This is a genomic window from Streptomyces sp. RG80 (assembly GCF_040446465.1).
GTDB lineage: Bacteria > Actinomycetota > Actinomycetes > Streptomycetales > Streptomycetaceae > Streptomyces.
Map to the genome: position 1 here is coordinate 244,343 of NZ_JBEAAJ010000006.1, position 23,677 is coordinate 268,019.

A 23,677-nucleotide genomic window follows, 5' to 3' on the forward strand; every position below is an offset into this window, starting at 1 on the left:
ACGCGGCTCAGCGGAAGACCACCGTGCGGTTGCCGTCCACCATCACGCGGCTCTCGCTGTGCCACTTCACCGCGTGCGCGAGCACCTGCGCCTCCACGTCCCGCCCGACGGTGACCAGGTCGCCGGGGTCGAGGGAGTGGTCCACGCGCACCACGTCCTGCTCGATGATCTGGCCCTCGTCCAGGTCCGACGTCACATAGTGCGCGGTCGCGCCGACCAGCTTGACCCCGCGCTGGTAGGCCTGGTCGTAGGGGCGGGCGCCCTTGAAGCTGGGCAGGAAGGAGTGGTGGATGTTGATGGCGCGGCCCTCCAACTGCTTGCACAGGTCGTCGGAGAGGACCTGCATGTAGCGGGCCAGCACCACGAGGTCGACGTCCAGCTCGCGCACCAGCTCCAGCAGCCGCGCCTCGGCCTCGGGCTTGGTGTCCTTGGTGACCGGGATGTGGTGGAAGGGGACGCCGTAGGTCTCCGCGAGCCCCTCGAAGTCCCGGTGATTGGAGACGATCGCGGGGATCTCGATGTTGAGCGCGCCGGTGCGCCGGCGGAAGAGCAGGTCGTTGAGGCAGTGGCCGAACTTGGACACCATGATCAGCGTCCGGGTCGGCGTGGCCGCCTCGTTGAGGGCCCAGGTGATGCCGTAGGCCTGGGCCACCGGGCCGAACCGGTAGCTCAGACCGTCGAGTTCGACGTCGGGGTCGGTCACGTCGAAGTGGACCCTCATGAAGAAGCGGCCCTGAAGTCGGTCGTCGAACTGCTGGCTTTCCAGGATGTTTCCGGAGTTCCTGACGAGAAAGCCGCTCACCGCGTGGACCAGTCCGGCGCTGTCCGGACAGGAGAGGGTGAGGACGTACTCACGGCCAGGTTGCGGGCGAGGGGACATGCGCGGCCTCCGTTGGTGCGTATTGCACAACATGGTGAGCGATACGCAACATGGTCGGCTCGGTGCGGCTTGCGGTCAAGGGCGGAGGGGTAAAGGTGCGCATGGCGAAATCGTCATCGGCCAACCTCTTGACGCCGGTCTGTCCATTCGACACTGTGTTCCACCACAAGCAATCCGGTGCACAATGCGCAACGAATTCACATTGAAAGGCTCGTCGCGTGGCAGACCTGTATGTGGATGGCGAATGGCGCGAGCCGGTCGCGGGCGGGCAGCGGGACATCCGATGTCCCGCCGACGGCACGCTCGCCACGACCGTATCGGAGGCGACCCGCCCCGACACCGAGGCCGCGATCGCCGCGGCCCGCCGCGCGTTCGACGCCGGCCCCTGGCCGCACACCCCCGAGCGCGAGCGCGGCGCCCTGCTGCTGCGCACCGCCGACATCATCGAACGCGACGCCAAGACCTTCGCCCGCGCCGAGTCCCTGGACACCGGCAAGCGACTGGTGGAGAGCGAGTACGACATCGCCGACGTCGCCTCCTGCTTCCGCTACTACGGCGGACTCGGTGGCACCAGCGCCGGACGGGTCATCGACACCGGCCGCGACGACGCCGTGAGCCGCGTCGTCCACGAGCCGATTGGCGTGTGCGGCCTGATCACCCCCTGGAACTACCCGCTGCTGCAAGCCAGTTGGAAGGTCGCCCCGGCGCTGCTCGCCGGCAACACGATCGTCCTCAAGCCCAGCGAGCTCACCCCCTCCACCTCGATCCTGCTGATGCGGGCACTGGAGGAGGCCGGACTCCCCGCCGGCGTCGCCAACCTCGTCCTGGGCGCCGGGCCCGAGGTCGGTGCCCCGCTCTCCGAGCACCCGGACGTCGACATGGTCTCCTTCACCGGAGGTCTGGAGACCGGCAAGCGCATCATGGCCACCGCCGCCGCGACCGTGAAGAAGGTCGCGCTGGAGCTCGGCGGCAAGAACCCCAACGTCGTCTTCGCCGATGCCGACTTCGAGACCGCCGTGGACTTCGCGCTCACCGCCGTCTTCCTGCACTCCGGACAGGTCTGCTCGGCCGGCGCCCGGCTGATCGTCGAGGACTCGCTGCACGACCGGTTCGTCGACGAGGTCGTCCGCCGGGCCCGGCAGATCCGCCTGGGCGGCCCGTTCGACGCCGAGGCCGAGACCGGCGCACTGATCTCGGCCCAGCACCTCGAGAAGGTCGAGGCCTACGTCGCCGCCGGTCTCGCCGAGGGCGCCGTACTGCGCTGCGGCGGCGCACGCCCCACCGACCCCGCCCTGGCGGGCGGCCACTACTACCCGCCGACCGTGCTCGACGAGTGCCGCCAGGACATGCGCGTGGTGCACGAGGAGTCCTTCGGCCCCGTCCTGACCGTGGAGCGCTTCACCGACGAGGACGACGCCGTACGCATCGCCAACGACACCGAGTACGGACTCGCCGGAGCCGTCTGGACCCAGGACGCGGGCAAGGCCCAGCGGGTCGCCCGGCGGCTGCGGCACGGCACGGTGTGGATCAACGACTACCACCCCTATGTGCCGCAAGCGGAATGGGGTGGCTTCGGGCACTCCGGCGTGGGCCGGGAGCTGGGACCGACCGGCCTGGACGAGTACCGAGAGCCCAAACACATCTGGCAGAACATCCAACCCCGGCCGCAGCACTGGTTCCGCGGCTGAACGCCGAAAGAAGGTCGAACGTGACCACACAGACCGAGGTGCCGCAGCGGCGCGGCACGCCCCAGGACTCGGGCTCCACCCCGGTCATCTCCGTGCGCAGGCTGTGGAAGGTGTTCGGACCGAAGGCCGACCGGGTGCCGGAGTCCGAGGAGCTGTGCGGCCTCACCCGCCGCGAGCTCATGGACCGCACCGGATGCACCGCCGCCGTACGCGACGTCCACTTCGACGTCTCGCCCGGCGAGGTCTTCGTCGTGATGGGCCTGTCCGGCTCCGGCAAGTCCACGCTGGTGCGATGTCTGACCCGGCTGATCGAACCCACCGCCGGCGAGATCGTCTTCGAGGGCGAGGACATCCGCCAGGCCGACGACAAGCGGCTGCGCGACCTCAGGCGCCGCAAGTTCTCCATGGTCTTCCAGCACTTCGGTCTGCTGCCCCACCGGCGCGTCGTGGACAACGTGGCGTTCGGGCTGGAGATCCGCGGCATGGGCAGGGCCGAGCGCACCAGGCGGGCGCAGGAGGTCGTCGAACTGGTCGGCCTCGCGGGCTACGAGAACTCCTACCCCGACCAGCTGTCCGGAGGTATGCAGCAGCGCGTGGGCCTGGCCCGCGCCCTGGCCGGCGACCCCGACGTGCTCTTCTTCGACGAGCCGTTCTCCGCGCTCGACCCTCTCATCCGGCGTGACATGCAGAACGAGGTCATCCGGCTGCACCACGAGGTCGGCAAGACGATGGTGTTCATCACCCACGACCTCTCCGAGGCCCTCAAGCTCGGCGACCGCATCCTCATCATGCGCGACGGCAAGATGGTCCAGTGCGGCACCGGTGACGAGCTGGTCGGCGCTCCCGCCGACGACTACGTGCGCGAGTTCGTCAAGGACGTGCCGCGCGGCGATGTGCTCACCCTGCGCTGGATCATGCGGCCGCCGGCCGACGGCGACCCCCTGGACGGCCCGGAGCTCGGCCCGGACGTCGTCGTCAAGGAGGCCACCCGCGCCGTGCTCGCCGCCGACAAGCCGGTCAAGGTCGTGGAGAACGGCAAGCTGCTCGGCATCGTCGGCGACGAGGAGATCCTCGCGGTGGTCGCCGGGCAGGAAGGCGGCGCGTGATGACCGTCGCCGTGGAGAAGACGGAGCAACCGCAGAAGACCGGGACCGTCGAACCGCCCCCTCCCGCCAAGAGCGTGCGCAAGGTCAGCCGGTCCATGGTGCTCGGCGCGATCCTGGTCGTCTGGCTGGTGCTGTTCGCGATCCTGCGCGGCAAGCAGACCCTCGCGCTGGCGGCGGCCGACCTGACCGATCTGCACCGGTGGTTCAACGACGTCAACGACTCGATCGGCGCGAACCGCAACTCCAACCCGCTGTTCCTGTACTTCTTCAACGAGATCCGCCTGGTCATCGACTCCGTGGTGACCTTCGTCCAGGAGCTGATCTCCCAGCCCTCCGGCGACCGGCCCCTCCCGCAGATCGGCTGGCTCGGTGTCGTCGGCATCACCGGCTATGTCTCCTGGGCCGTGGGCAACTGGCGGGTCGCCCTGCTGGCGGTGGCCGGCTTCACCTTCCTGGGCCTGCAGGGCCTGTGGCAGGAGAGCATGGACACCCTGGCGCTCACCCTCTCCGCGGTGTTCGTCGCGCTGCTGTTCGCGATCCCGCTGGGTGTGTGGGCGGGGCTGTCCGACCGGTTCAACGGGTTCGTGACGCCCTTCCTGGACCTCATGCAGACCATGCCGACCTTCGTCTACCTGGCCCCGATGACGCTGTTCTTCCAGATCGGCCCGGCCTCCGCCACGATCGCCACCCTGATCTACGCGGCGCCGCCGACGATCCGCATCACCGCGCACGCCATCCGCTCCGTCCCCGAGACGACGGTGGAGGCGGCCGACTCGCTGGGTGCCACGCGACGGCAGTCCCTCATGAAGGTCCTGCTGCCGATGTCCAAGCGGACCGTGGTGATGGGCGTCAACCAGACCATCATGGCCGCCCTGGCCATGGTGACCATCACGGCCCTGATCGACGCGCCCGGCCTCGGCAAGACCGTCGTCCAGGCACTCCAGACGCTCGACGTCGGCACGGCCTTCAACGCGGGTCTGGCCATCGTCGTCATGGCCATCGTGCTGGACCGGGTCACCACCGCCGCCAGCGCACGCGAGGAGGCCGCCCGCCTTTCGAAGAACCGCTTCGCCACCTGGCGACGCCCGCTGCTGGCGGCAGGCGCGGCGGTCACTGTGGTCCTGGCCTATCTGTCCCACACCTATCTGTGGGCGGCGGAGTTCCCCGGCGAGGGGAGCACCGGCAGCAACATCAGGAGCACGGCGGACAGCGTGACCACCTGGGTGCAGGACAACCTCTCGGGCCTCACCAACGCTTTCCGGGACGCCCTCACCAACAGTCTGCTCAACCCCTTCCAGGCGCTGCTCACGGACTCCCCGTGGTGGCTCGTCGGCGCGGCACTGATCGCGCTCGCCGTCGTCCTCGGCGGTTGGCGCGCCGGTGTCACCACGGCCGTCTGCGTGGGTCTGCTGGTCGCCACCGGCGTGTGGTCCGACGCCATGACCACGCTGGCGTCCACGCTCGTCGCCACCGTGCTCGTGATGCTGCTCGGCGTCGTCTTCGGCGTCTGGATGGGACGCAGCGCGCTGGTGGACCGGCTGCTGCGGCCCACCCTGGACGCGGCGCAGGTCATGCCGCCGTTCGTCTATCTCGTGCCGTTCCTCGCCCTGTTCGGGGCGACCCGCTTCACGGCGATCGTCGCGGCCATCGTCTACGCGGCCCCCGTCGCCATGAAGATCATCGCGGACGGGGTGCGCAACGTGCCGGCGACGACCGTGGAGGCGGCCACCTCCGCCGGGTGCAACACCTGGCAGATCATCACCAAGGTCCAGCTGCCGATGGCACGCGGCGCCCTGACGCTCGCGCTCAACCAGGGCCTGATCTACGTGCTGTCGATGGTTGTGGTGGGCGGCCTGGTGGGAGCCGGCGCCCTCGGCTACGACGTCGTGGCCGGCTTCTCGCAGGGACAGTTGTTCGGGAAGGGCCTCGCCGCAGGGCTGGCCATCGTCCTTCTCGGAGTCATGTTCGACCGGATCACTCAGGCAGCGGCTCGCCGCACCACCGCATGAAGGAGCTCCACATCATGGCAAGACACTGGCGGGCCGGCGCGGCCGGCATAGCGGTCCTCGGCCTCACCCTGACCGCCTGCGGCGGGGCGAAGGTCGGCGACAGCTCCTCGGACGCCGGCGGCTCGGGCAGCTCCGGCAAGTGCGGCACCTTCAACCTCGCGGTCAACCCGTGGGTGGGCTACGAGGCCAACGCGGCGGTCCTCGCCTACGTCGCGCAGAACGACCTCGGCTGCAAGGTCAACTCCAAGGACCTCAAGGAGGAGATCGCCTGGCAGGGCTTCGGCACCGGCGAGGTCGACGCCGTCGTGGAGAACTGGGGCCACGACGACCTGAAGAAGAAGTACATCACCGACCAGAAGACGGCCGTCGAGGCCGGCCCGACCGGCAACGAAGGCCTCATCGGCTGGTACGTGCCGCCGTGGCTGGCCAAGGCCCACCCGGACATCCTCGACTGGAACAACCTCGACAAGTACGCCGCCGAGTTCAAGACCTCCGAGTCCGGCGGCAAGGGCCAGCTCCTCGACGGCGACCCGTCGTTCGTCACCAACGACGAGGCGCTGGTGAAGAACCTGAAGCTGGACTACAAGGTGGTGTACGCGGGCAGCGAGACCGCGCTCATCCAGGCCTTCCGCAAGGCGGAGAAGAACAAGGAATGGGTGATCGGCTACTTCTACGAGCCGCAGTGGTTCATGTCCGAGGTGCCGCTGAAGAAGGTCAAGCTGCCCGACTACAAGGCGGGCTGCGACGCCGAGCCCGACAAGGTCGACTGCGACTACCCGGTGTACAAGCTGGACAAGATCGTCAGCGCGAAGTTCGCCAAGTCGGGCAGCCCGGCCTATGACCTGGTCAAGAACTTCACCTGGACCAACGACGACCAGAACGTCGTGGCCAAGTACATCGCGGTCGACAAGATGACCCCCGAGGCGGCGGCGAAGAAGTGGGTCGACGCCAACCGCGCCAAGGTGGACGCCTGGATCAAGTAGCGCCGGCGACGAGAGAGCCGAAAGCCGGTCCGAACCCGCCCGGCGGGTGGTGCGCAGCCCCTGCGCACCACCCGCCGGGCGTCGCTGTGTCCAGGCCTGTTTTCCGGCCTGTTTTCCGAGGTCCCGCAACCCTTGACACCCACCCGGACGGAAGGCACATTGAGTTGCGCAACCTGAAGCACGTTGCGCAGAAAGCAACTCAACCGGAGGTGCGGCGATGGCGGGACCCCGAGTGGTCATCATCGGAGCGGGAGTCGTCGGTGCGGCACTCGCGGACGAGATCTCCGCGCGAGGCTGGACCGAAGTGACCGTGGTCGACCAGGGCCCGCTCCCGGCCACCGGGGGCTCGTCCTCGCACGCCCCGGGCCTGGTCTTCCAGACGAACTCCTCCAAGACCATGACCGAGTTGGCCCGCTACACCGTCGAGAAGTTCTGCTCCCTCGACGTCGACGGCAAGCCCTGCTTCCTCCAGGTCGGCGGCCTCGAAGTGGCGACCACGCCGGAGCGCCTGACCGAACTGCACCGCCGGCACGGCTGGATCACCGCCTGGGGCATCGAGTCACGGATCCTGACCGCCGACGAGTGCGTCGAACAGCACCCCCTGGTCGACCGCGACCGGGTCCTCGGCGGCCTGCTCGTCCCCACCGACGGCCTCGCCAAGGCCGTCCTCGCCGTCGAGGCGCAGATCCGCCGGGCCACCGAGCGCGGTGTGCGCTTCCTGGCCCGCCACGAGGTCCTCGACGTCCTCAAGGCCGACGGCGAGGTGACCGGCGTCCTGACCGACCAGGGCGAGATCCCCGCCGACATCGTCGTGTGCTGCGCCGGCATCTGGGGCCCCAAGATCGCCCGTATGGTCGGCATGAACCTGCCGCTGACCCCGCTGGCCCACCAGCTCGCCTGGACCGGCCCGGTCCCCGCCCTCGCCGGCCAGACCGAGGAGGCCGTCCGCCCGATCCTGCGCCACCAGGACGCCGACCTCTACTACCGCGACCGCTACGACGGCATCGGCATCGGCTACTACGGCCACCGCCCGATGCCCATCTCCGCGGACGACATCCGCGCCTTCGACGAGAACGCCGAGATGCCCTCGGTCCTGAAGTTCACCGAGGAGGACTTCGAGCCGGCCTGGGCGGAGACCCAGTCCCTGCTCCCCTCGACCCGCGAGGCGAAGGTCGAGGAGGGCATCAACGGCCTGTTCTCCTTCACCACCGACAACTTCCCGCTGCTCGGCGAGTCCCAGGACGTCAAGGGCTTCTGGGTAGCCGAAGCGGTGTGGGTCACCCACTCCGCGGGCGTCGGCCGGGCCATGGCCGAATGGCTGGTCGACGGCCACTGCTCGTCCTTCGACCTGCACGAGTGCGACGTCAACCGCTTCGAGCCGCACCAGCTGTCCCCGGAGTACGTCCTGGCCCGCGACTGCCAGAACTTCGTCGAGGTCTACGACATCCTCCACCCGCTCCAGCCCTCCGGAGACCCGCGGCCGATCCGCACCAGCCCCTTCCACACCCGCCAGCAGGAGCACGGAGCGTTCTTCCTGGAGGCGAACGGCTGGGAGCGCCCCCACTGGTACGAGGCCAACGCGGACCTCGTCGAAGGCCGCACGATCCCGACCCCCAACGACTGGGCGGCGCAGTTCTGGTCCCCGATCGTCGGCGCGGAGGCCCAGGCCACCCGTGAGACCGTCGCCCTGTACGACATGACGGCCCTCAAGCGCCTGGAGGTGAGCGGCCCCGGCTCCGCCGAGTTCCTGGAGCGCCTGTGCACCGGCAAGGTCGCCAAGTCGGTCGGCTCGGTCACCTACACCCTGCTCCTGGACCACGACGGCGGCATCCGCAGCGACGTCACCGTCGCCCGCCTGGCCCGCGACCTCTTCCAGGTCGGCGCCAACGGCAACCTCGACCTCGACTGGTTCAGCCGCCACCTGCCCGCCGACGGCACGGTCCAGGTCCGCGACATCACCCCCGGCACCTGCTGCATCGGCCTGTGGGGCCCGCTGGCCCGCAAGGTCCTCCAGCCCCTCACCGACGAGGACTTCACCAACGACGGCCTGAAGTACTTCCGCGCCAAGCGCGCCTACATCGGCTCGGTACCCGTCACCGCCATGCGCCTGAGCTACGTCGGTGAACTCGGCTGGGAGCTGTACACCACCGCCGACCAGGGCCAGAAGCTGTGGGACACCCTCTGGCAGGCGGCCCGGCCGCTCGGCGGCGTCATCGCCGGCCGCGGCGCCTTCAACAGCCTCCGCCTGGAGAAGGGGTACCGCTCCTTCGGCACCGACATGACCTACGAGCACGACCCCTACGAGGCCGGCGTCGGCTTCGCCGTCAAGCTCGACAAGGGCGACTTCGTCGGCAAGGCCGCACTGGAGCGCCGCAAGGAGAACGTACGGCGCAAGCTGACCTGCCTCACCATCGATGACCCGCGCTCGGTCGTCCTGGGCAAGGAACCGGTGTACGACGGCGACCGCCCGGTCGGCTACGTCACCAGCGCCGCCTACGGCTACACCATCGGCAAGGGCATCGCCTACGCGTGGCTCCCGGCCGAACTCACCACCCCCGGCACGCCCGTACAGATCGGCTACTTCGACGAGCGCGTCGAGGCGGTCGTCGCCGAGGAGCCCCTGTTCGACCCCACCATGTCCCGCCTGCGTGGCTGACACCCCGCGTCGACTCCGAGGGAAGGAACACCGCCGGTGAACGCAACGTTGCTCGACGGCAAGGCGACCGCCGCCGACATCCGCCGCGAACTCGCGGAGCGGGTGGCCAAGTTGACCGCCGTCGACGGCCGGCCGCCGGGCCTGGGCACCGTCCTGGTCGGCGACGACCCCGGCAGCCGCGCCTACGTCGGCGGCAAGCACCGCGACTGCGCCCAGGTCGGCATCGCCTCCATCCGCCGGGACCTGCCCGCCGACGCCTCACAGGAGCAGGTCGAGGACGTCATCGACGAACTCAACGCCGACCCCGCCTGCACCGGCTACATCGTCCAGCTCCCGCTCCCGCGCCACCTCGACGCCAACGCCGTACTGGAACGCATGGACCCGGCCAAGGACGCCGACGGACTGCACCCCGTCAACCTCGGCCGGCTCACCCTCGGAGTCGACGCCCCGCTGCCGTGCACCCCGCGCGGCATCGTGGAACTCCTGCGCCGCTACGACGTGCCCCTCGCCGGAGCGCGCGTCTGCGTGATCGGCCGCGGCATCACGGTGGGCCGCCCGATCGGCCTCCTGCTCACCCGCCGCTCCGAGAACGCCACCGTCACCCTGTGCCACACCGGCACCAAGGGCCTGTCCTGGCACACCCGCGAGGCGGACATCGTCATCGCCGCCGCCGGCTCGCCCGGACTGGTCACCAAGGACATGCTGCGCCCCGGCGCCGCGGTCCTGGACGTCGGCATCACCCGCACCGAACAGGGGCTGGTCGGCGACATCCACCCGGACGCCGCCCAGGTCGCCGGCTGGCTCGCGCCCATGCCCGGCGGAGTGGGCCCCATGACCCGGGCGATGTTGCTCGCCAACGTGGTCGAGGCCGCCGAGAGGAACGCGAACACCGTATGAACGTGCTGAACGGAGACGTGCGATGAGTCCCCACGCCCCTGGCGCCGACCTCCCCGACCACCCCGACTGGTTGTGGCGCAACCCCGAGCCCAAGCGGTCGTACGACGTCGTCATCGTCGGCGGTGGCGGACACGGCCTGGCCACCGCGCACTACCTCGCCAGGAACCACGGCATCACCAATGTCGCGGTGCTGGAGAAGGGCTGGCTCGGGGGCGGCAACATGGCCCGCAACACCACGATCATCCGCTCCAACTACCTGTGGGACGAGAGCGCCGGCATCTACGAGCACGCGCTCAAGCTGTGGGAGGGCCTGGCGGAGGAGCTCGACTACCCGATCCTCTTCTCCCAGCGCGGTGTGCTGAACCTGGCCCACAGCCTCCAGGACGTGCGCGACAGCGTGCGCCGCGTGGAGGCCAACCGTCTCAACGGCGTGGACGCGGAATGGCTCGACGCGGACGGCGTCAAGGAAGTCTGCCCGATCGTCAACATCTCGCAGGACGTGCGCTACCCGGTCCTGGGCGCCACGTACCAGCCCCGCGCCGGCATCGCCAAGCACGACTACGTCGCCTGGGGCCTGGCCCGCTCGGCGGACGCGGCGGGCATCGACATCATCCAGAACTGCGAGGTCACCGGCCTCGACGTGGTCGGCAACCGGGTGGTGGGCGTGCAGACGAACCTCGGCCCCATCGCGGCGGGCAAGGTCGCGCTCTGCTCGGCGGGCCACACCTCGGTCCTCGCCGCCATGGCGGGCATCGAACTGCCCGTCCAGAGCCACCCGTTGCAGGCCCTGGTCTCCGAACTGCTGGAGCCGGTGCACCCGACGGTCGTCATGTCCAACGCCGTCCACGTGTACGTCAGCCAGGCACACAAGGGCGAGCTGGTGATGGGCGCGGGCATCGACGCGTACAACTCGTACACCCAGCGCGGCGCCTTCCACATCATCGAGGAGCAGATGGCGGCGGCCCTGGAGCTCTTCCCCGTCTTCGCCCGCGCCCATGTCCTGCGCACCTGGGGCGGCATCGTCGACGTGAGCCCCGACGCCTCACCGATCATCGGCCTCAGCCCCGTCGACAACCTCTACCTCAACTGCGGCTGGGGCACGGGCGGCTTCAAGGCCACCCCCGGCGTCGGCTCGGTCTACGCCCACACCATCGCCCACGACACCCCCCACCCCCTCAACGCCCCCTTCTCGCTCGACCGTTTCACCACCGGCGCGCTCGTCGACGAGCACGGCGCGGCCGCGGTGGCCCACTAGGGATCCTCAAGGGAGCCGAACGACATGCTGCTCATCCCCTGCCCCTGGTGCGGGCCCCGCGACGAGGCCGAGTTCCACTACGGCGGCCAGGCCCACGTGGCCTACCCCCCGGACCCGGCGTCCCTCTCCGACGAGGACTGGGCCCGCTACCTCTTCTTCCGCGACAACCCCAAGGGCCCCTTCGCCGAACGCTGGAGCCACGCCGCGGGCTGCCGCCGCTGGTTCAACGCGGTCCGGGACACGTCGACGAACGAGATCCTGACGGTGTACAGGACGGGAGAGGAACGGCCGGAAACTCCTGAGGCGAGGCCGCTGCTGCCAGCCCGTCCGGCGTTTGAGGACGAGGCCCCTTCAGGGCCGAACGGGGTCGAAGGGGCGGAGCCCCTTCAGGATGGGACGGGTAGGGGCGGCGGGGGCGAGGAAAACCCCTTCCGCCACCCCACCCGAGGCCGGATCGACCGCGAAACCCCCCTCACCTTCACCTTCGACGGCACCGAGTACCAGGGCTACCGAGGCGACACCCTCGCCTCCGCCCTCCTGGCGAACGGCGTCATCCAGGCCGGCACCAGCATCAAGCTCGGCCGCCCCCGCGGCATCTTCTCCGCCGGAGTCGAAGAACCCAACGCGGTCATCCAGATCGAGGAACCCTTCCCCGAGCCGATGCTCCCCGCGACGACCGTCGAGCTCTACGACGGCCTGGTCGCGAGCAGCCTCCCCGGCCAGGGCCGCCTCGCCACCGACCCCGACCCGGCCCGCTACGACGCCGTACACGCCCACTGCGACCTGCTGATCGTCGGCGCCGGCCCGGCCGGCCTCGCGGCAGCGGCCGCCGCGGCGAACAGCGGCGCCCGCGTCATCCTCGCCGACGACCAGCCGGAACCCGGCGGCAGCCTCCTGGGCACGGGCGAGCACCTCGACTGGGTGGGCGAGGTGCGCGCACGTCTCGAGGCCGCCCCCGAGGTCCGCGTGCTGTCCCGCACCACCGTCTTCGGCTACTACGACGACAACCACCTCCTCGCCGTCGAACGCCGCACCAACCACCTCGGCGCCGCCGCCCCGGAACACGTCTCCCGCGAACGCGTCTGGCGTATCCGCGCCCGCAGGGTCGTCCTCGCCACCGGCGCCCACGAACGGTCGCTGGCGTTCGCCGACAACGACCGACCCGGCGTGATGCTGGCCTCCTCGGCCCGCACCCACGTCAACCGGCACGGCGCTCTCCCCGGCCGGCACGCGGTCGTCTTCACCACCAACGACAGCGCCTACGCGGCCGCACTGGACCTGGCCTCGGCGGGCCTGGCCGTCGCGGCGATCGTCGACGCCCGCCCCGAACCGGGGGAGTGGGCCGAGCGGGCCCGGGCGGCCGGCATCGAGGTGCTGGCCGGGCACGCCGTCACCGGGACGGAGGGCGAGGCCCGTCTCAGCGCCGTGACCGTCGCGCCGTACGGAGAGTCCGTGGGGCGCCGTGAGTTCGCCGCCGACCTGCTGCTGGTCTCGGGCGGCTGGAACCCGGTGGCGCACCTGTTCAGCCAGTCCGGCGGCAAGCTGCGCCACGACGAGACGCTGGGCTCCTTCGTCCCGGACACCTGCCATCAGGCGCTCGAAGTCGTGGGCAGCGCGAGCGGTGCCCTGGACGCGGCCACGGTCCTCGCGCAGGGCGCGGCCGCCGGAGCGCGAGCCGTCGAGGCTGAGGGCTACCAGCCGGAGACACCCCGCCTGCCCGCCACGGCCGCGCAGCCTACGCCCACGCCCCCGATGCATGTGTACGTCGTCCCGGGCGGCACGGAAGCTCCCCGCTTCGTCGACCTCCAACGGGACGTCACCGTCGAGGACCTGGCCCGCGCGACCGGCGCCGGACTGCGCTCGGTCGAGCACACCAAGCGCTACACCACGGCCGGCACCGCCAACGACCAGGGCAAGACCTCCGGCGTCCTGGCGAGCGGCGTCGTCGCCGAACTCCTCGGGGTGGACATCTCCGCGCTGGGCACGACCACGTTCCGCCCGCCGTACACCCCGGTCTCCTTCGCCGCCCTCGCGGGCCGCGACCGGGGCGCGCTGAGCGACCCGGTCCGCACGACCGCGCTCCATGAGTGGCATGTCGCGCACGGCGCCCTGTTCGAGAACGTCGGCCAGTGGAAGCGCCCCTGGTACTACCCGCAGGCCGGCGAGGACATGGAGGCCGCGGTGCTGCGCGAGTGCCGGGCCACCCGCGAGAGCGTCGGCTTCATGGACGCCTCGACCCTCGGCAAGATCGACGTGCAGGGACCGGACGCCGGGGTCTTCCTCGACCTGCTCTACACCAACATGATGAGCACCCTGAAGGTCGGCATGATCCGCTACGGCGTCATGTGCCGCCCGGACGGCATGGTCTTCGACGACGGCACCGTCATCCGCGTCGCCCCGGAGCGCTTCCTCCTGACCACCACGACGGGCAACGCCGCCGCCGTACTGGACTGGATGGAGGAGTGGCACCAGACCGAGTGGCCCGAGCTGAAGGTCCACTGCACCTCCGTGACCGAGCAGTGGGCCACGGTCGCCCTCGTCGGCCCGAAGTCCCGGGAGGTCCTCGCCTCCCTCGCGCCCCGACTCGCCGTGGCCAACGACGACTTCCCGTTCATGGCCTGGCGGGAGACGACCGTCGCGGGCATCGAGGCGCGGGTCTGCCGGATCAGCTTCTCCGGCGAACTCGCCTTCGAGATCAACGTGTCGCCGTGGCAGGGCCTCGCCCTGTGGGAGGCCGTCCACGAGGCCGGCGCCCCGTACGGCATCACCCCGTACGGCACCGAGACCATGCACGTCCTGCGCGCCGAGAAGGGCTACCCGATCATCGGCCAGGACACCGACGGCACCGTCACCCCCCAGGATCTCGGCATGAACTGGGTGGTGTCGAAGAAGAAGCCGGACTTCATCGGCAAGCGGTCCTACGCCCGCGCCGACACCGGCCGACCCGACCGCAAGCACCTGGTCGGCCTGCTCCCCGAGGACCCGGGCACCTTCCTGCCGGAGGGCACCCACCTGGTCGCCGACAGCGTGCTGCCCGCGCCGCCCGTCCCGATGCTCGGCCATGTCACGTCCAGCTACCGCAGCGCTGCCCTGGGCCGGACCTTCGCGCTGGCCCTGATCAAGGGCGGCCGGGAGCGCATCGGCGAGCGTCTGTACGCCCCCGTGGGCGACCGGCTGGTGCCGGTGACCGTCGCAAGTCCCGTCCTCTACGACCCCGAGGGAGCCCGTCGCGATGGCTGACACCGCCCTTACCGCCCCGCTCCGCAGTCCGCTGGCACAGTCCGCCGACCGGCTGGCCGCCGCGACCCGCGCCTCCGGGGGCGCGATCCGGCTGGCCGAACTCCCCTTCCTCACGCAGCTCAACGTGCGCCTGGACGCCAAGGGCGCCGCCGCGGAGACCGTCGGGCTCGCGCTGGACCTGCAACTGCCGCTCCAGCCGAACACCGTCGTCCGCGCGGGGGAGTTGACCGCGGTGTGGCTCGGCCCGGACGAGTGGCTGCTGGTCGGGCCACCGGGCGGCGAGCGGGATCTGGAGAACCGGATCCGGGAGGCGGCGGGGGACGAGCACGTCTCGGTCACCGACGTCTCCGCGCAGCGCACCACGCTCCTCGTCACGGGCCCTCTCGCCCTGGACCTGCTGGCCCACGGCTGTCCGCTGGATCTGCATCCGCGCGTCTTCGGCGCCGGTCGCTGCGCCCAGACGACGCTGGGCCGCACCCAGGTCGTCCTGGTCGCCCGGGACGAGCCCAGGGCCGGGTTCTGGGTCCTGGTGCGGTCGACGTTCGCCGGATATCTGGCGGACTGGCTGCTCGACGCGGCGGCGGAGTACGTCTGAGCCGCATGGAGTCCCCCCTCATGGAAGGCCGGCCCTTGTGAGCGTCACGGCTGCCCCCACCACCCCCGCGCATCCGGGAACGCCCGCACGCCACCCGTACGGGCTGCCCCGGCCCGGCCGGACGCTGGTCATGGGCGTCGTGAACGTGACGCCGGACTCCTTCTCCGACGGCGGGCTGTCGTTCGCCCCGGACGCGGCCGTCGCGCACGGGCTCGCGCTGCTCGAACAGGGCGCGGACCTCGTGGACGTGGGAGGCGAATCGACCCGCCCCGGCGCGACCCGTCCGTCCGTCGAGGAGGAGCTGCGCCGGGTCCTGCCCGTCGTACGGCGGCTGGCGGCGGCGGGCGCGAGCGTGAGTGTCGACACGATGCGGGCCGAGGTCGCCGCCCGTGCGCTGGACGCGGGCGCGCGGCTGGTCAACGACGTCTCCGGGGGCCTCGCCGACCCCGCGATGCTGCCGTTGATGGCCCGGGCGGGGACGCCGTACGTGCTGATGCACTGGCGCGGGCACTCCGCCGGCATGCAGGCGAGCGCCGTCTACGACGACGTCGTCACCGACGTGCTGGACGAACTGCGCCTGCGGATCGACGCCGCTCTGGCGGCCGGAGTGGCGCCCGGCTCGCTGGTCGTGGACCCCGGACTGGGCTTCGCCAAGACACCCGACCACAACTGGGAGCTGCTGGGGCGTCTCGGGGACGTGCTGGCCCTGGGGCACCCGGTGCTGGTGGGCGCCTCACGGAAGTCGTTCCTGGGCGCTCTGCTGGCGGACCGGACGACGGGCCGCCCCCGGCCCGCCCGGCTGCGCGACGCCGCGACCACCGCCGTGTCCGCGCTCGCCGCCGCCCAGGGCGTCTGGTGCCTGCGTGTGCACGATGTCGCCTCGACGGCCGACGCGGTACGGGTGACGGCCCGCCTGGGCCTCGAAGCGGCGCCGACACGATCGCCGGCCGGCCACGCCCCGGCCGGGAGCCTCAGCCCAGATAGCCCATCCGCCGGCTGATCTCGTCCGCGCCGCCGATCAGCGCGGGTGCGAACTCGTGGATGCGCTCCTCGGTGAAGCGGTACCCGGGGCCGGAAGCACTGAGCGCCGCGATGACCTCGCCGTCGCGGGACCGGATCGGGGCCGCCACGGCGTGCAGCCCGATCTCGAGCTCCTCCAGCGTGACCGCGTAGCCGCGCTCGCGCGCCGCGGCGAGGTCCTTCTCCAGCTCGGTCCTGGACGTCAGGGTGCGCGGCGTCAGCTTCTGCACCCCGGACGCCGCGAGCACGTCGGCGCGCTCGGTGTCCCGCAGATGCGCCAGCAGGATCTTGCCGCTCGAGGTGGCGTGCACCGGCGTGAGCTGCCCGACCCAGTTGTGAGTGCCGACCGCGCCTGGGCCCCGTACCTGGTGGAGGTTGACCGCGTAGTGCTCCTGGAGGACGGCGATGTTGACCGTTTCGCCGATCTCCTCGCTGAGCCGCTCGCACACGGCCCGGCCCTGCTGTGTGATGTCGAGGCGACCGGTGACCGCGCCGGCAAGCCGCACGATGCCGAAGCCCAGCCGGTACTTGCCCCGCTCGGCGGCCTGTTCGACCAGACCGCGCGCCTCCAGGGCGCCGAGCAGACGGAACGCGGTCGACTTGTGGACGTCGATCTCGGCGGCCACCTCGCTGACGCCCGCCTCACCGCGCTGGGCGAGGATCTCCAGGACGCTCACGGCGCGGTCGACGGACTGAACCCCGTTCACCGCGGGGCCTGTTGTTTCGCTCTCTGCGGTGTAGTTGCTCATAGCGCAACTATACGCACGGCGGTCCATGAACCCGAGGGGTCCGTGGGAGTCGGCTGGGGTGGCCGAATCCGGTCGCCCGCATGGTCGCACGGCGCGCGCTGCTGATGGAAGACAGCGGTGCCCCTCGCCGGACGACAAGTCGGCTCGGCCGGACTCTTGACAGTGGATGTCCGCGGGGAGACAGTTTGGGCAGTCGTTGCTTATAGCGAATGTAGTTGCGGTATGCGCAACCGAGAGGGATCGACCGTGACACACGAGGTACGCGCCGTCGTCGCCCGAAGGAGGGGCGGACCGGTCTCGGTGGAGACCGTCCTGGTGCCGGACCCCGGCCCCGGCGATGCGCTGGTGCGGGTGGAGGCCTGCGGCGTCTGCCACACCGACCTGCACTACCGGGAGGGCGGGATCGGCGACGCATTCCCCTTCCTGCTCGGCCACGAGGCCGCGGGCGTCGTCGAAGCGGTCGGCGAAGGCGTCACCGGCATCGCCCCCGGCGACTACGTCGTCCTCAACTGGCGGGCCGTCTGCGGCACCTGCCGGGCCTGCGGCCGGGGCAGGCCCTGGTACTGCTTCGCCACCCGCAACGCCGGCCGGCCGATGACGCTGGCCGACGGCACCCCGCTGTCCCCGGCCCTCGGCATCGGCGCCTTCGCCGAGAAGACCCTGGTCGCCGCCGGTCAGTGCACCACGGTCGACGAGACCGCCGCGCCGGCCGTGGCCGGACTGCTCGGCTGCGGGGTGATGGCCGGATTCGGTGCCGCGGTCCACACCGGCGGCGTGCGCCGCGGTCACTCGATCGCGGTGATCGGCTGCGGCGGCGTGGGCATGGCCGCGATCGCGGGCGCCAAGGTGGCCGGCGCCGGCCGCGTCATCGCCGTCGACGTCGACGAGCGGAAGCTGAAGTGGGCCGAGCGGTTCGGCGCCACCGACACCGTCGACTCCTCCAGGACCGACGCCGTCGAGGCGATCCGTGAGCTCACCGGCGGCTTCGGCGCGGACGTCGTGGTGGACGCGGTGGGCCGCCCCGAGACCTTCAGACAGGCCTTCTATGCCCGCGACCTGGCCGGCACCGCCGTCCTGGTCGGCGTGCCCACGCCGGAGCTGACCCTCGAACTGCCCCTGCTGGACGTCTTCGGCCGCGGCGGGGCGGTGAAGTCCTCCTGGTACGGCGACTGTCTGCCCTCCCGGGACTTCCCCGCCCTGGTCGACCTCTACCTCCAGGGCCGCTTCGACCTGGACGACTTCGTCACCGAGACGATCACCCTGGACGACGTGGAGAGGGCGTTCGCCAGGATGCGCCACGGCGACGTGCTGCGCTCGGTGGTGCTCCTGTGACCGCGACCCCGGCCGACCACTGACTCACCCTGTCCGACCCCGCCACGTACGCGTGCGACATCTTCCGAAGGTAGCGAGATGACCATCACGAACCTGCCGCCCAGCCTGATCCCCACGCTGCCCGGCGAGTACTACACGGACCCCGAGATCTTCGCCCAGGAGCAGGAGCGGGTCTTCGAGAACATGTGGTTCTGCGTGGCTCGCGGCCCCGAACTGGCCAAGCCCGGCGCCTTCCGCACCTACCAGGTCGGCCGCGAGAGCGTGCTGATCTCCCGCGCGCGGGACGGCTCGATCAAGGCGTTCCTGAACATCTGCCGGCACCGCGGGGCCAAGCTGTGCACCGAGGAGTCCGGCGAGGTCAAGCGCGCCTTCCAGTGCCCGTACCACGCCTGGACCTACGGCCTGGACGGCAAGCTGGTCGCCGCGCCGAACCTGACGTCGATGCCGGACATCGACCGGACCGAGTACGGCCTGGTCAACGTCCATGTGCGGGAGTGGCTCGGGTATGTGTGGGTCTGCCTGGCCGACGACCCGCCGTCCTTCGAGGCGGACGTGCTGGGCGCGGTCGTCGAGCGGCTCGGCGACGTCGAGTCCATCGAGCGCTACGGCATCGAGAACCTCCAGGTGGGCCGCCGTATCACCTACGACGTGAAGGCCAATTGGAAGCTCGTCATCGAGAACTTCATGGAGTGCTACCACTGCGCCACGATCCACCCCGAACTCACCGAGGTCCTGCCGGAGTTCGCCGACGGCTACGCGGCCCAGTACTACGTCGGCCACGGCGCCGAGTTCGGCGAGGACGTCCAGGGCTTCACCGTCGACGGCTCCGAGGGACTGGACCGCATCCCGGGCGTCGCCGAGGACCAGGACCGTCGCTACTACGCCATCACCGTCCGGCCGCAGGTGTTCATCAACCTCGTGCCCGACCATGTGATCTTCCACCGGATGTACCCGATGGCACCCGACCGCACGGTCGTCGAGTGCGACTGGCTGTACCTGCCGCACGTGGTGGAGAGCGGCAGGGACGTGGAGCGGTCGGTGGAACTCTTCCACCGGGTCAACCAGCAGGACTTCGACGCCTGTGAGCGCACCCAGCCGGCGATGAGCTCGAAGGCATACGCCAAGGGCGGTGTGCTGGTGCCCAGCGAGCACCACATCGGCGAGTTCCACACCTGGCTCCAGAACAAGCTCGACGTTCGGCGCTGAGGTGGGGCACCGCCCTTGACAAGCGGCGCTGCGCGCCGGAAGCATGTTGCGTATAGCGCATGTAGTTGTGGTATGTGAGACATGGATGTGTGAGACAACCCCGTCTGGAGCCCGCATGAGGAGCATCACCGTCGTCGGAGCGTCGCTGGCAGGGCTGAGCACGGTCCGCGCGCTGCGCGCAGAGGGCTACGACGGCGAGGTCGTCGTCGTGGGGGAGGAGCGCCACACCCCCTACGACCGGCCCCCGCTGTCCAAGGACTTCCTCAAGGGCGCGATCGGCGCCGAGGGGCTCGCGCTCGGCGACGCCGACGAGTACGAGGCCCTCGACGTGCAGTGGCTGCTCGGCGAGCGTGCCGTGCGGCTCGACCCCGTGGCCCGCACCGTCACCCTCACCGGAGGACGGCATGTGCGCACCGACGGGATCGTCGTCGCCACCGGCGCCGCCCCCCGCACCCTGCCCGGCACGGACGGTCTGGCGGGCGTCCACACCCTGCGCACCCTGGACGACGCGCAGGCCCTGCGCGCCGAACTGCTCGACGGCCGGCCGGAGGTCGTCGTCATCGGCGCCGGGTTCATCGGCGCCGAGGTGGCCTCCACCGCACGCGGGCTCGGGCTCCCCGCCACCGTCGTCGAGGCCCTCCCGGTGCCCCTGGAGCGCCAACTCGGGCGTGAGATGGGGCTGGTGTGCTCCTCGCTCCACAACGACCACGGGGTCCGCCTGCTGTCGGGCATCGGCGTGGCGGAACTCATCGGCGAGGGCCGGGTCACCGGCGTACGGCTGGCGGACGGGCGGGTGCTGCCCGCCGACGTCGTCGTGGTCGGCGTGGGGGTGCGACCCAACACCGACTGGCTGGTGGGCTCCGGGGTGCGGGTGGACGACGGTGTGGTGTGCGACGCGGGCTGTTCGACCGGCGTCCCGGGCGTGGTCGCCGTCGGTGACGTCGCCCGTTGCCCGCATCCGTTCACCGGACGGCACGCCCGCGTCGAGCACTGGACCAACGCCACCGAACAGGCGAAGACCGCTGTCCGTACGCTGCTGACCGGCGTCTCGGCCCCCGCACCGGTCACCGCGCCCTACTTCTGGTCCGACCAGTACGGGGTCCGTATCCAGGTCGCCGGATGCGTCGTCCCCGGAGCCGAGCCCGAGATCGTCGAAGGCGACATCGCCGGCCGCGCCTTCACGGCCGTCTACCGGCGCGAAGGCGCCCCCGTCGCCGTGCTCTCCCTGAACCAGCCGAAGTTCTTCAACCGGCTCCGCCGCACCCTCGTCCCGGCCGCAGCGGCCGCCGTCGCCTGACCTGACCGTCGCGCCCACACCCGAGGAGCCCGCCGATGACCCTGCTCAACCTGCCCCTGCATGAGCTCGACCCGGAGATCGCGGCCGCGGTCGACGCCGAGCTGGACCGTCAGCAGTCCACCTTGGAGATGATCGCCTCCGAGAACTTCGCGCCGCTGGCGGTGATGGAGGCCCAGGGCTCGGTCCTGACCAACAAGTACGCCGAGGGCTACCCCGGCCGGCGCTACTACGGCGGCTGCGAGCACGTCGACGTCGCCGAGCAGATCGCCATCGACCGCGTCAAGGACCTCTTCGGCGCCGAGTACGCCAACGTCCAGCCGCACTCCGGCGCCTCCGCCAACCAGGCCGCCCTGTTCGCGCTGGCCTCCCCCGGCGACACCATCCTGGGCCTGGACCTGGCGCACGGCGGCCACCTCACCCACGGCATGCGCCTGAACTTCTCCGGCAAGCAGTTCAACGTGGTCGCCTACCACGTCGACGCGGCCGGCCTGGTCGACATGGCCGAGGTCGAGCGCCTGGCCAAGGAACACCGCCCCAAGGTCATCATCGCGGGCTGGTCCGCCTACCCGCGCCAACTCGACTTCGCCGAGTTCCGCCGGATCGCCGACGAGGTCGAGGCGTTCCTGTGGGTGGACATGGCGCACTTCGCCGGGCTGGTCGCGGCCGGCCTGCACCCCAACCCGGTCGAGCACGCGGACGTGGTCACCTCCACCACCCACAAGACCCTGGGCGGGCCGCGCGGCGGCATCATCCTCGCGAAGCAGGCGTTCGCGAAGAAGCTGAACTCCTCGGTCTTCCCGGGCTTCCAGGGCGGCCCGCTGGAGCATGTGATCGCCGCGAAGGCGGTGTCCTTCAAGGTCGCCGCGAGCGCGGAGTTCAAGGAGCGCCAGGCGCGTACGGTGGAGGGTGCGCGGATCCTCGCCGGGCGTCTGACGGCCCCGGACGCCCGGGAGGCCGGTGTCAACGTGCTGTCCGGCGGCACCGACGTCCACCTGATCCTGGTGGACCTGCGTGACTCCGAGCTGGACGGGCAGCAGGCCGAGGACCGCCTCCACGAGGTCGGGATCACGGTCAACCGCAACGCCGTCCCCAACGACCCGCGTCCGCCGATGGTGACCTCGGGTCTGCGGATCGGCACCCCGGCCCTGGCCACCCGCGGCTTCACCGCCGAGGACTTCACCGAGGTCGCCGACGTGATCGCCTCGGCACTCAAGCCCTCGTACGACGTCGAGGACCTCAAGGCCCGGGTCAAGGCACTGGCGGACAAGCACCCGCTGTACCCCGGCCTGTGACCGACCACCACCTCCCCGCAGCGGCGTGTCCGTGACCACTCGGCACGCTTCCCCGAACTCCCGGAGTACGGCGTGGCAATCAGCGTCTTCGACCTGTTCTCCATCGGCATCGGCCCGTCCAGCTCGCACACGGTCGGCCCGATGCGCGCCGCCGGGATGTTCGTCGCCCGGCTGAAGCAGGACGGCGTGCTCGCCCAGACCGCCGCGGTGCGGGCGGAGTTGTTCGGCTCCCTCGGCGCGACCGGCCACGGCCACGGCACCCCCAAGGCGGTGCTGCTCGGCCTCGAGGGCAACGAGCCGCACACGGTCGACGTGGCCCGCGCCGACCTGGACGTCGAGCGGATCCGTGGCACCGGGCGCATCCGTCTCCTCGGCGCGGAGATCGGCCCGGCGCACGAGATCGGCTTCGACGCCTCCACCCAGTTGGTCCTGCACCGCCGACGCTCGCTGCCGTACCACGCCAACGGCATGACCCTCTTCGCGTACGACGGCGACGGGGTGCCGCTGCTGGAGAAGACGTACTACTCCGTGGGCGGTGGCTTCGTCGTCGACGAGGACGCTGTGGGCGCGGACCGGATCAAGCCCGACGACACCGTCCTGGCGCATCCGTTCCGCACGGGTGACGAACTGCTGCGCCTGACCAAGGAGACCGGTCTGTCGATCTCCGCGTTGATGCTGGAGAACGAGAAGGCCTGGCGCACCGAGGCGGAGATCCGCGCCGGTCTGCTGGAGATCTGGCGGGTCATGGCGGCCTGTGTCGCACGCGGGATGGGACGGGAGGGCATCCTCCCCGGCGGGCTGAAGGTCCGTCGCCGGGCCGCGGCGGCGGCGCGGGCCCTGCGCAGCGAGGGCGACCCGGCGGCCCGCGCCATGGAATGGGTGACGCTCTACGCGATGGCGGTGAACGAGGAGAACGCCGCGGGCGGCCGGGTCGTCACTGCCCCGACGAACGGCGCGGCCGGGATCATCCCCGCGGTCCTGCACTACTTCCTCGACTTCGTGCCGGGCGCCGACGACGACGGCATCGTCCGCTTCCTCCTCGCGGCGGGCGCGATCGGCATGCTCTTCAAGGAGAACGCCTCCATCTCCGGCGCCGAGGTCGGCTGTCAGGGCGAGGTCGGCTCCGCCTGCTCGATGGCCGCCGGAGGTCTCGCCGAGGTGCTCGGCGGCAGCCCCGAACAGGTGGAGAACGCCGCCGAGATCGGCATGGAACACAATCTCGGCCTGACCTGCGACCCGGTCGGCGGCCTCGTCCAGATCCCCTGCATCGAACGCAACGGCATGGCCGCGGTCAAGGCCGTCACCGCCGCCCGGATGGCCTTGCGCGGCGACGGCCGGCACCACGTCTCCCTCGACAAGGTCATCAAGACCATGAAGGAGACCGGCGCCGACATGAAGGTCAAGTACAAGGAGACGGCCCGCGGCGGACTCGCCGTCAACGTCATCGAGTGCTGACGGTTCCCGAGAGGCGG

Annotated in this window: 17 protein-coding genes; 15 read left to right on the forward strand and 2 right to left on the reverse strand. The window is 70.9% G+C overall.

Annotated elements, in window-relative coordinates; translation table 11 throughout:
- Positions 1-7 precede the first annotated feature (7 nt).
- On the reverse strand, positions 8-880 hold the full coding sequence (purU, locus tag ABKA17_RS21935) for a formyltetrahydrofolate deformylase (RefSeq protein ID WP_353693862.1): 873 nt from the start codon (positions 878-880) through the stop codon (positions 8-10).
- 218 nt (positions 881-1,098) lie between these two features.
- Between purU and ABKA17_RS21940 the strand changes: the two genes are divergently transcribed.
- The 10 genes from ABKA17_RS21940 (at position 1,099) to folP (ending at position 16,309) form a co-directional block, all read left to right on the forward strand.
- A complete protein-coding gene (locus ABKA17_RS21940) occupies positions 1,099-2,568 on the forward strand; it encodes an aldehyde dehydrogenase family protein (RefSeq protein ID WP_353693863.1) in 1,470 nt (489 codons plus the stop codon).
- A 20-nt stretch (positions 2,569-2,588) separates the two neighbouring features.
- Complete coding sequence (locus tag ABKA17_RS21945; protein ID WP_353693864.1) at positions 2,589-3,674, forward strand: quaternary amine ABC transporter ATP-binding protein; 1,086 nt, start codon at positions 2,589-2,591, stop codon at positions 3,672-3,674.
- Positions 3,674-5,683 (forward strand): ABC transporter permease, encoded by a 2,010-nt coding sequence (locus ABKA17_RS21950; RefSeq protein WP_353693865.1) that lies wholly within the window; start codon positions 3,674-3,676, stop codon positions 5,681-5,683. Before ABKA17_RS21945 ends, ABKA17_RS21950 begins: the two co-directional genes overlap by 1 nt.
- A gap of 14 nt (positions 5,684-5,697) precedes the next feature.
- Positions 5,698-6,666, forward strand: coding sequence for an ABC transporter substrate-binding protein (locus ABKA17_RS21955; RefSeq protein WP_353693866.1), 969 nt, complete (start codon positions 5,698-5,700; stop codon positions 6,664-6,666).
- 217 nt (positions 6,667-6,883) lie between these two features.
- A complete protein-coding gene (locus ABKA17_RS21960; RefSeq protein ID WP_353693867.1) occupies positions 6,884-9,322 on the forward strand; it encodes a GcvT family protein in 2,439 nt (812 codons plus the stop codon).
- 36 nt (positions 9,323-9,358) lie between these two features.
- A complete protein-coding gene (locus ABKA17_RS21965) occupies positions 9,359-10,219 on the forward strand; it encodes a bifunctional methylenetetrahydrofolate dehydrogenase/methenyltetrahydrofolate cyclohydrolase (protein ID WP_353693868.1) in 861 nt (286 codons plus the stop codon).
- Positions 10,220-10,241: 22 nt separating this feature from the next.
- The gene (locus ABKA17_RS21970) at positions 10,242-11,474 is read left to right on the forward strand and encodes a sarcosine oxidase subunit beta family protein (protein ID WP_353693869.1); all 1,233 of its coding nucleotides are present in this window, start codon (positions 10,242-10,244) and stop codon (positions 11,472-11,474) included.
- 24 nt (positions 11,475-11,498) lie between these two features.
- Complete coding sequence (locus tag ABKA17_RS21975; protein WP_353693870.1) at positions 11,499-14,714, forward strand: sarcosine oxidase subunit alpha family protein; 3,216 nt, start codon at positions 11,499-11,501, stop codon at positions 14,712-14,714.
- Positions 14,707-15,309 (forward strand): sarcosine oxidase subunit gamma, encoded by a 603-nt coding sequence (locus ABKA17_RS21980; protein ID WP_353693871.1) that lies wholly within the window; start codon positions 14,707-14,709, stop codon positions 15,307-15,309. The genes ABKA17_RS21975 and ABKA17_RS21980 overlap by 8 nt, the downstream gene beginning before the upstream one ends.
- A gap of 130 nt (positions 15,310-15,439) precedes the next feature.
- Positions 15,440-16,309, forward strand: a complete 870-nt coding sequence (folP, locus tag ABKA17_RS21985; RefSeq protein WP_353694227.1) for a dihydropteroate synthase — start codon at positions 15,440-15,442, stop codon at positions 16,307-16,309.
- Here the strand turns inward: folP and ABKA17_RS21990 are convergent.
- Complete coding sequence (locus tag ABKA17_RS21990) at positions 16,281-17,078, reverse strand: IclR family transcriptional regulator (protein WP_353693872.1); 798 nt, start codon at positions 17,076-17,078, stop codon at positions 16,281-16,283. The two genes, folP and ABKA17_RS21990, sit on opposite strands and share 29 nt — an antisense overlap.
- A gap of 246 nt (positions 17,079-17,324) precedes the next feature.
- Here ABKA17_RS21990 and ABKA17_RS21995 point away from each other — a divergent pair, with 246 nt between their 5' ends.
- From ABKA17_RS21995 to ABKA17_RS22015, 5 genes are all read left to right on the forward strand, one after another.
- Positions 17,325-18,410 carry an S-(hydroxymethyl)mycothiol dehydrogenase gene (locus ABKA17_RS21995; RefSeq protein ID WP_353693873.1) on the forward strand — a complete coding sequence of 362 codons (1,086 nt, stop codon included), beginning with the start codon at positions 17,325-17,327 and terminating at the stop codon, positions 18,408-18,410.
- Positions 18,411-18,488: 78 nt separating this feature from the next.
- Positions 18,489-19,616: an aromatic ring-hydroxylating oxygenase subunit alpha gene (locus ABKA17_RS22000; protein ID WP_353693874.1), complete on the forward strand. Its 1,128-nt coding sequence runs from the start codon at positions 18,489-18,491 to the stop codon at positions 19,614-19,616.
- 115 nt (positions 19,617-19,731) lie between these two features.
- Positions 19,732-20,913, forward strand: coding sequence for an NAD(P)/FAD-dependent oxidoreductase (locus tag ABKA17_RS22005; RefSeq protein ID WP_353693875.1), 1,182 nt, complete (start codon positions 19,732-19,734; stop codon positions 20,911-20,913).
- A 35-nt stretch (positions 20,914-20,948) separates the two neighbouring features.
- Positions 20,949-22,205 (forward strand): serine hydroxymethyltransferase, encoded by a 1,257-nt coding sequence (gene glyA, locus ABKA17_RS22010; protein ID WP_353693876.1) that lies wholly within the window; start codon positions 20,949-20,951, stop codon positions 22,203-22,205.
- Between the two features lie 72 nt (positions 22,206-22,277).
- Positions 22,278-23,660, forward strand: coding sequence for an L-serine ammonia-lyase (locus ABKA17_RS22015; protein WP_353693877.1), 1,383 nt, complete (start codon positions 22,278-22,280; stop codon positions 23,658-23,660).
- The last annotated feature ends 17 nt before the right edge of the window (positions 23,661-23,677 follow it).

Bases quoted from the DNA above. Each gene is read 5' to 3' on its own strand.
- purU (WP_353693862.1), bottom strand. From the start codon at position 880: ATGTCCCCTCGCCCGCAACCTGGCCGTGAGTACGTCCTCACCCTCTCC.
- ABKA17_RS21950 (WP_353693865.1), top strand. From the start codon at position 3,674: ATGACCGTCGCCGTGGAGAAGACGGAGCAACCGCAGAAGACCGGGACC.
- ABKA17_RS21955 (WP_353693866.1), top strand. From the start codon at position 5,698: ATGGCAAGACACTGGCGGGCCGGCGCGGCCGGCATAGCGGTCCTCGGC.
- ABKA17_RS21960 (WP_353693867.1), top strand. From the start codon at position 6,884: ATGGCGGGACCCCGAGTGGTCATCATCGGAGCGGGAGTCGTCGGTGCG.
- ABKA17_RS21970 (WP_353693869.1), top strand. From the start codon at position 10,242: ATGAGTCCCCACGCCCCTGGCGCCGACCTCCCCGACCACCCCGACTGG.
- ABKA17_RS21975 (WP_353693870.1), top strand. From the start codon at position 11,499: ATGCTGCTCATCCCCTGCCCCTGGTGCGGGCCCCGCGACGAGGCCGAG.
- ABKA17_RS21980 (WP_353693871.1), top strand. From the start codon at position 14,707: ATGGCTGACACCGCCCTTACCGCCCCGCTCCGCAGTCCGCTGGCACAG.
- folP (WP_353694227.1), top strand. From the start codon at position 15,440: ATGGGCGTCGTGAACGTGACGCCGGACTCCTTCTCCGACGGCGGGCTG.
- ABKA17_RS21990 (WP_353693872.1), bottom strand. From the start codon at position 17,078: ATGAGCAACTACACCGCAGAGAGCGAAACAACAGGCCCCGCGGTGAAC.
- ABKA17_RS22000 (WP_353693874.1), top strand. From the start codon at position 18,489: ATGACCATCACGAACCTGCCGCCCAGCCTGATCCCCACGCTGCCCGGC.
- ABKA17_RS22005 (WP_353693875.1), top strand. From the start codon at position 19,732: ATGAGGAGCATCACCGTCGTCGGAGCGTCGCTGGCAGGGCTGAGCACG.
- glyA (WP_353693876.1), top strand. From the start codon at position 20,949: ATGACCCTGCTCAACCTGCCCCTGCATGAGCTCGACCCGGAGATCGCG.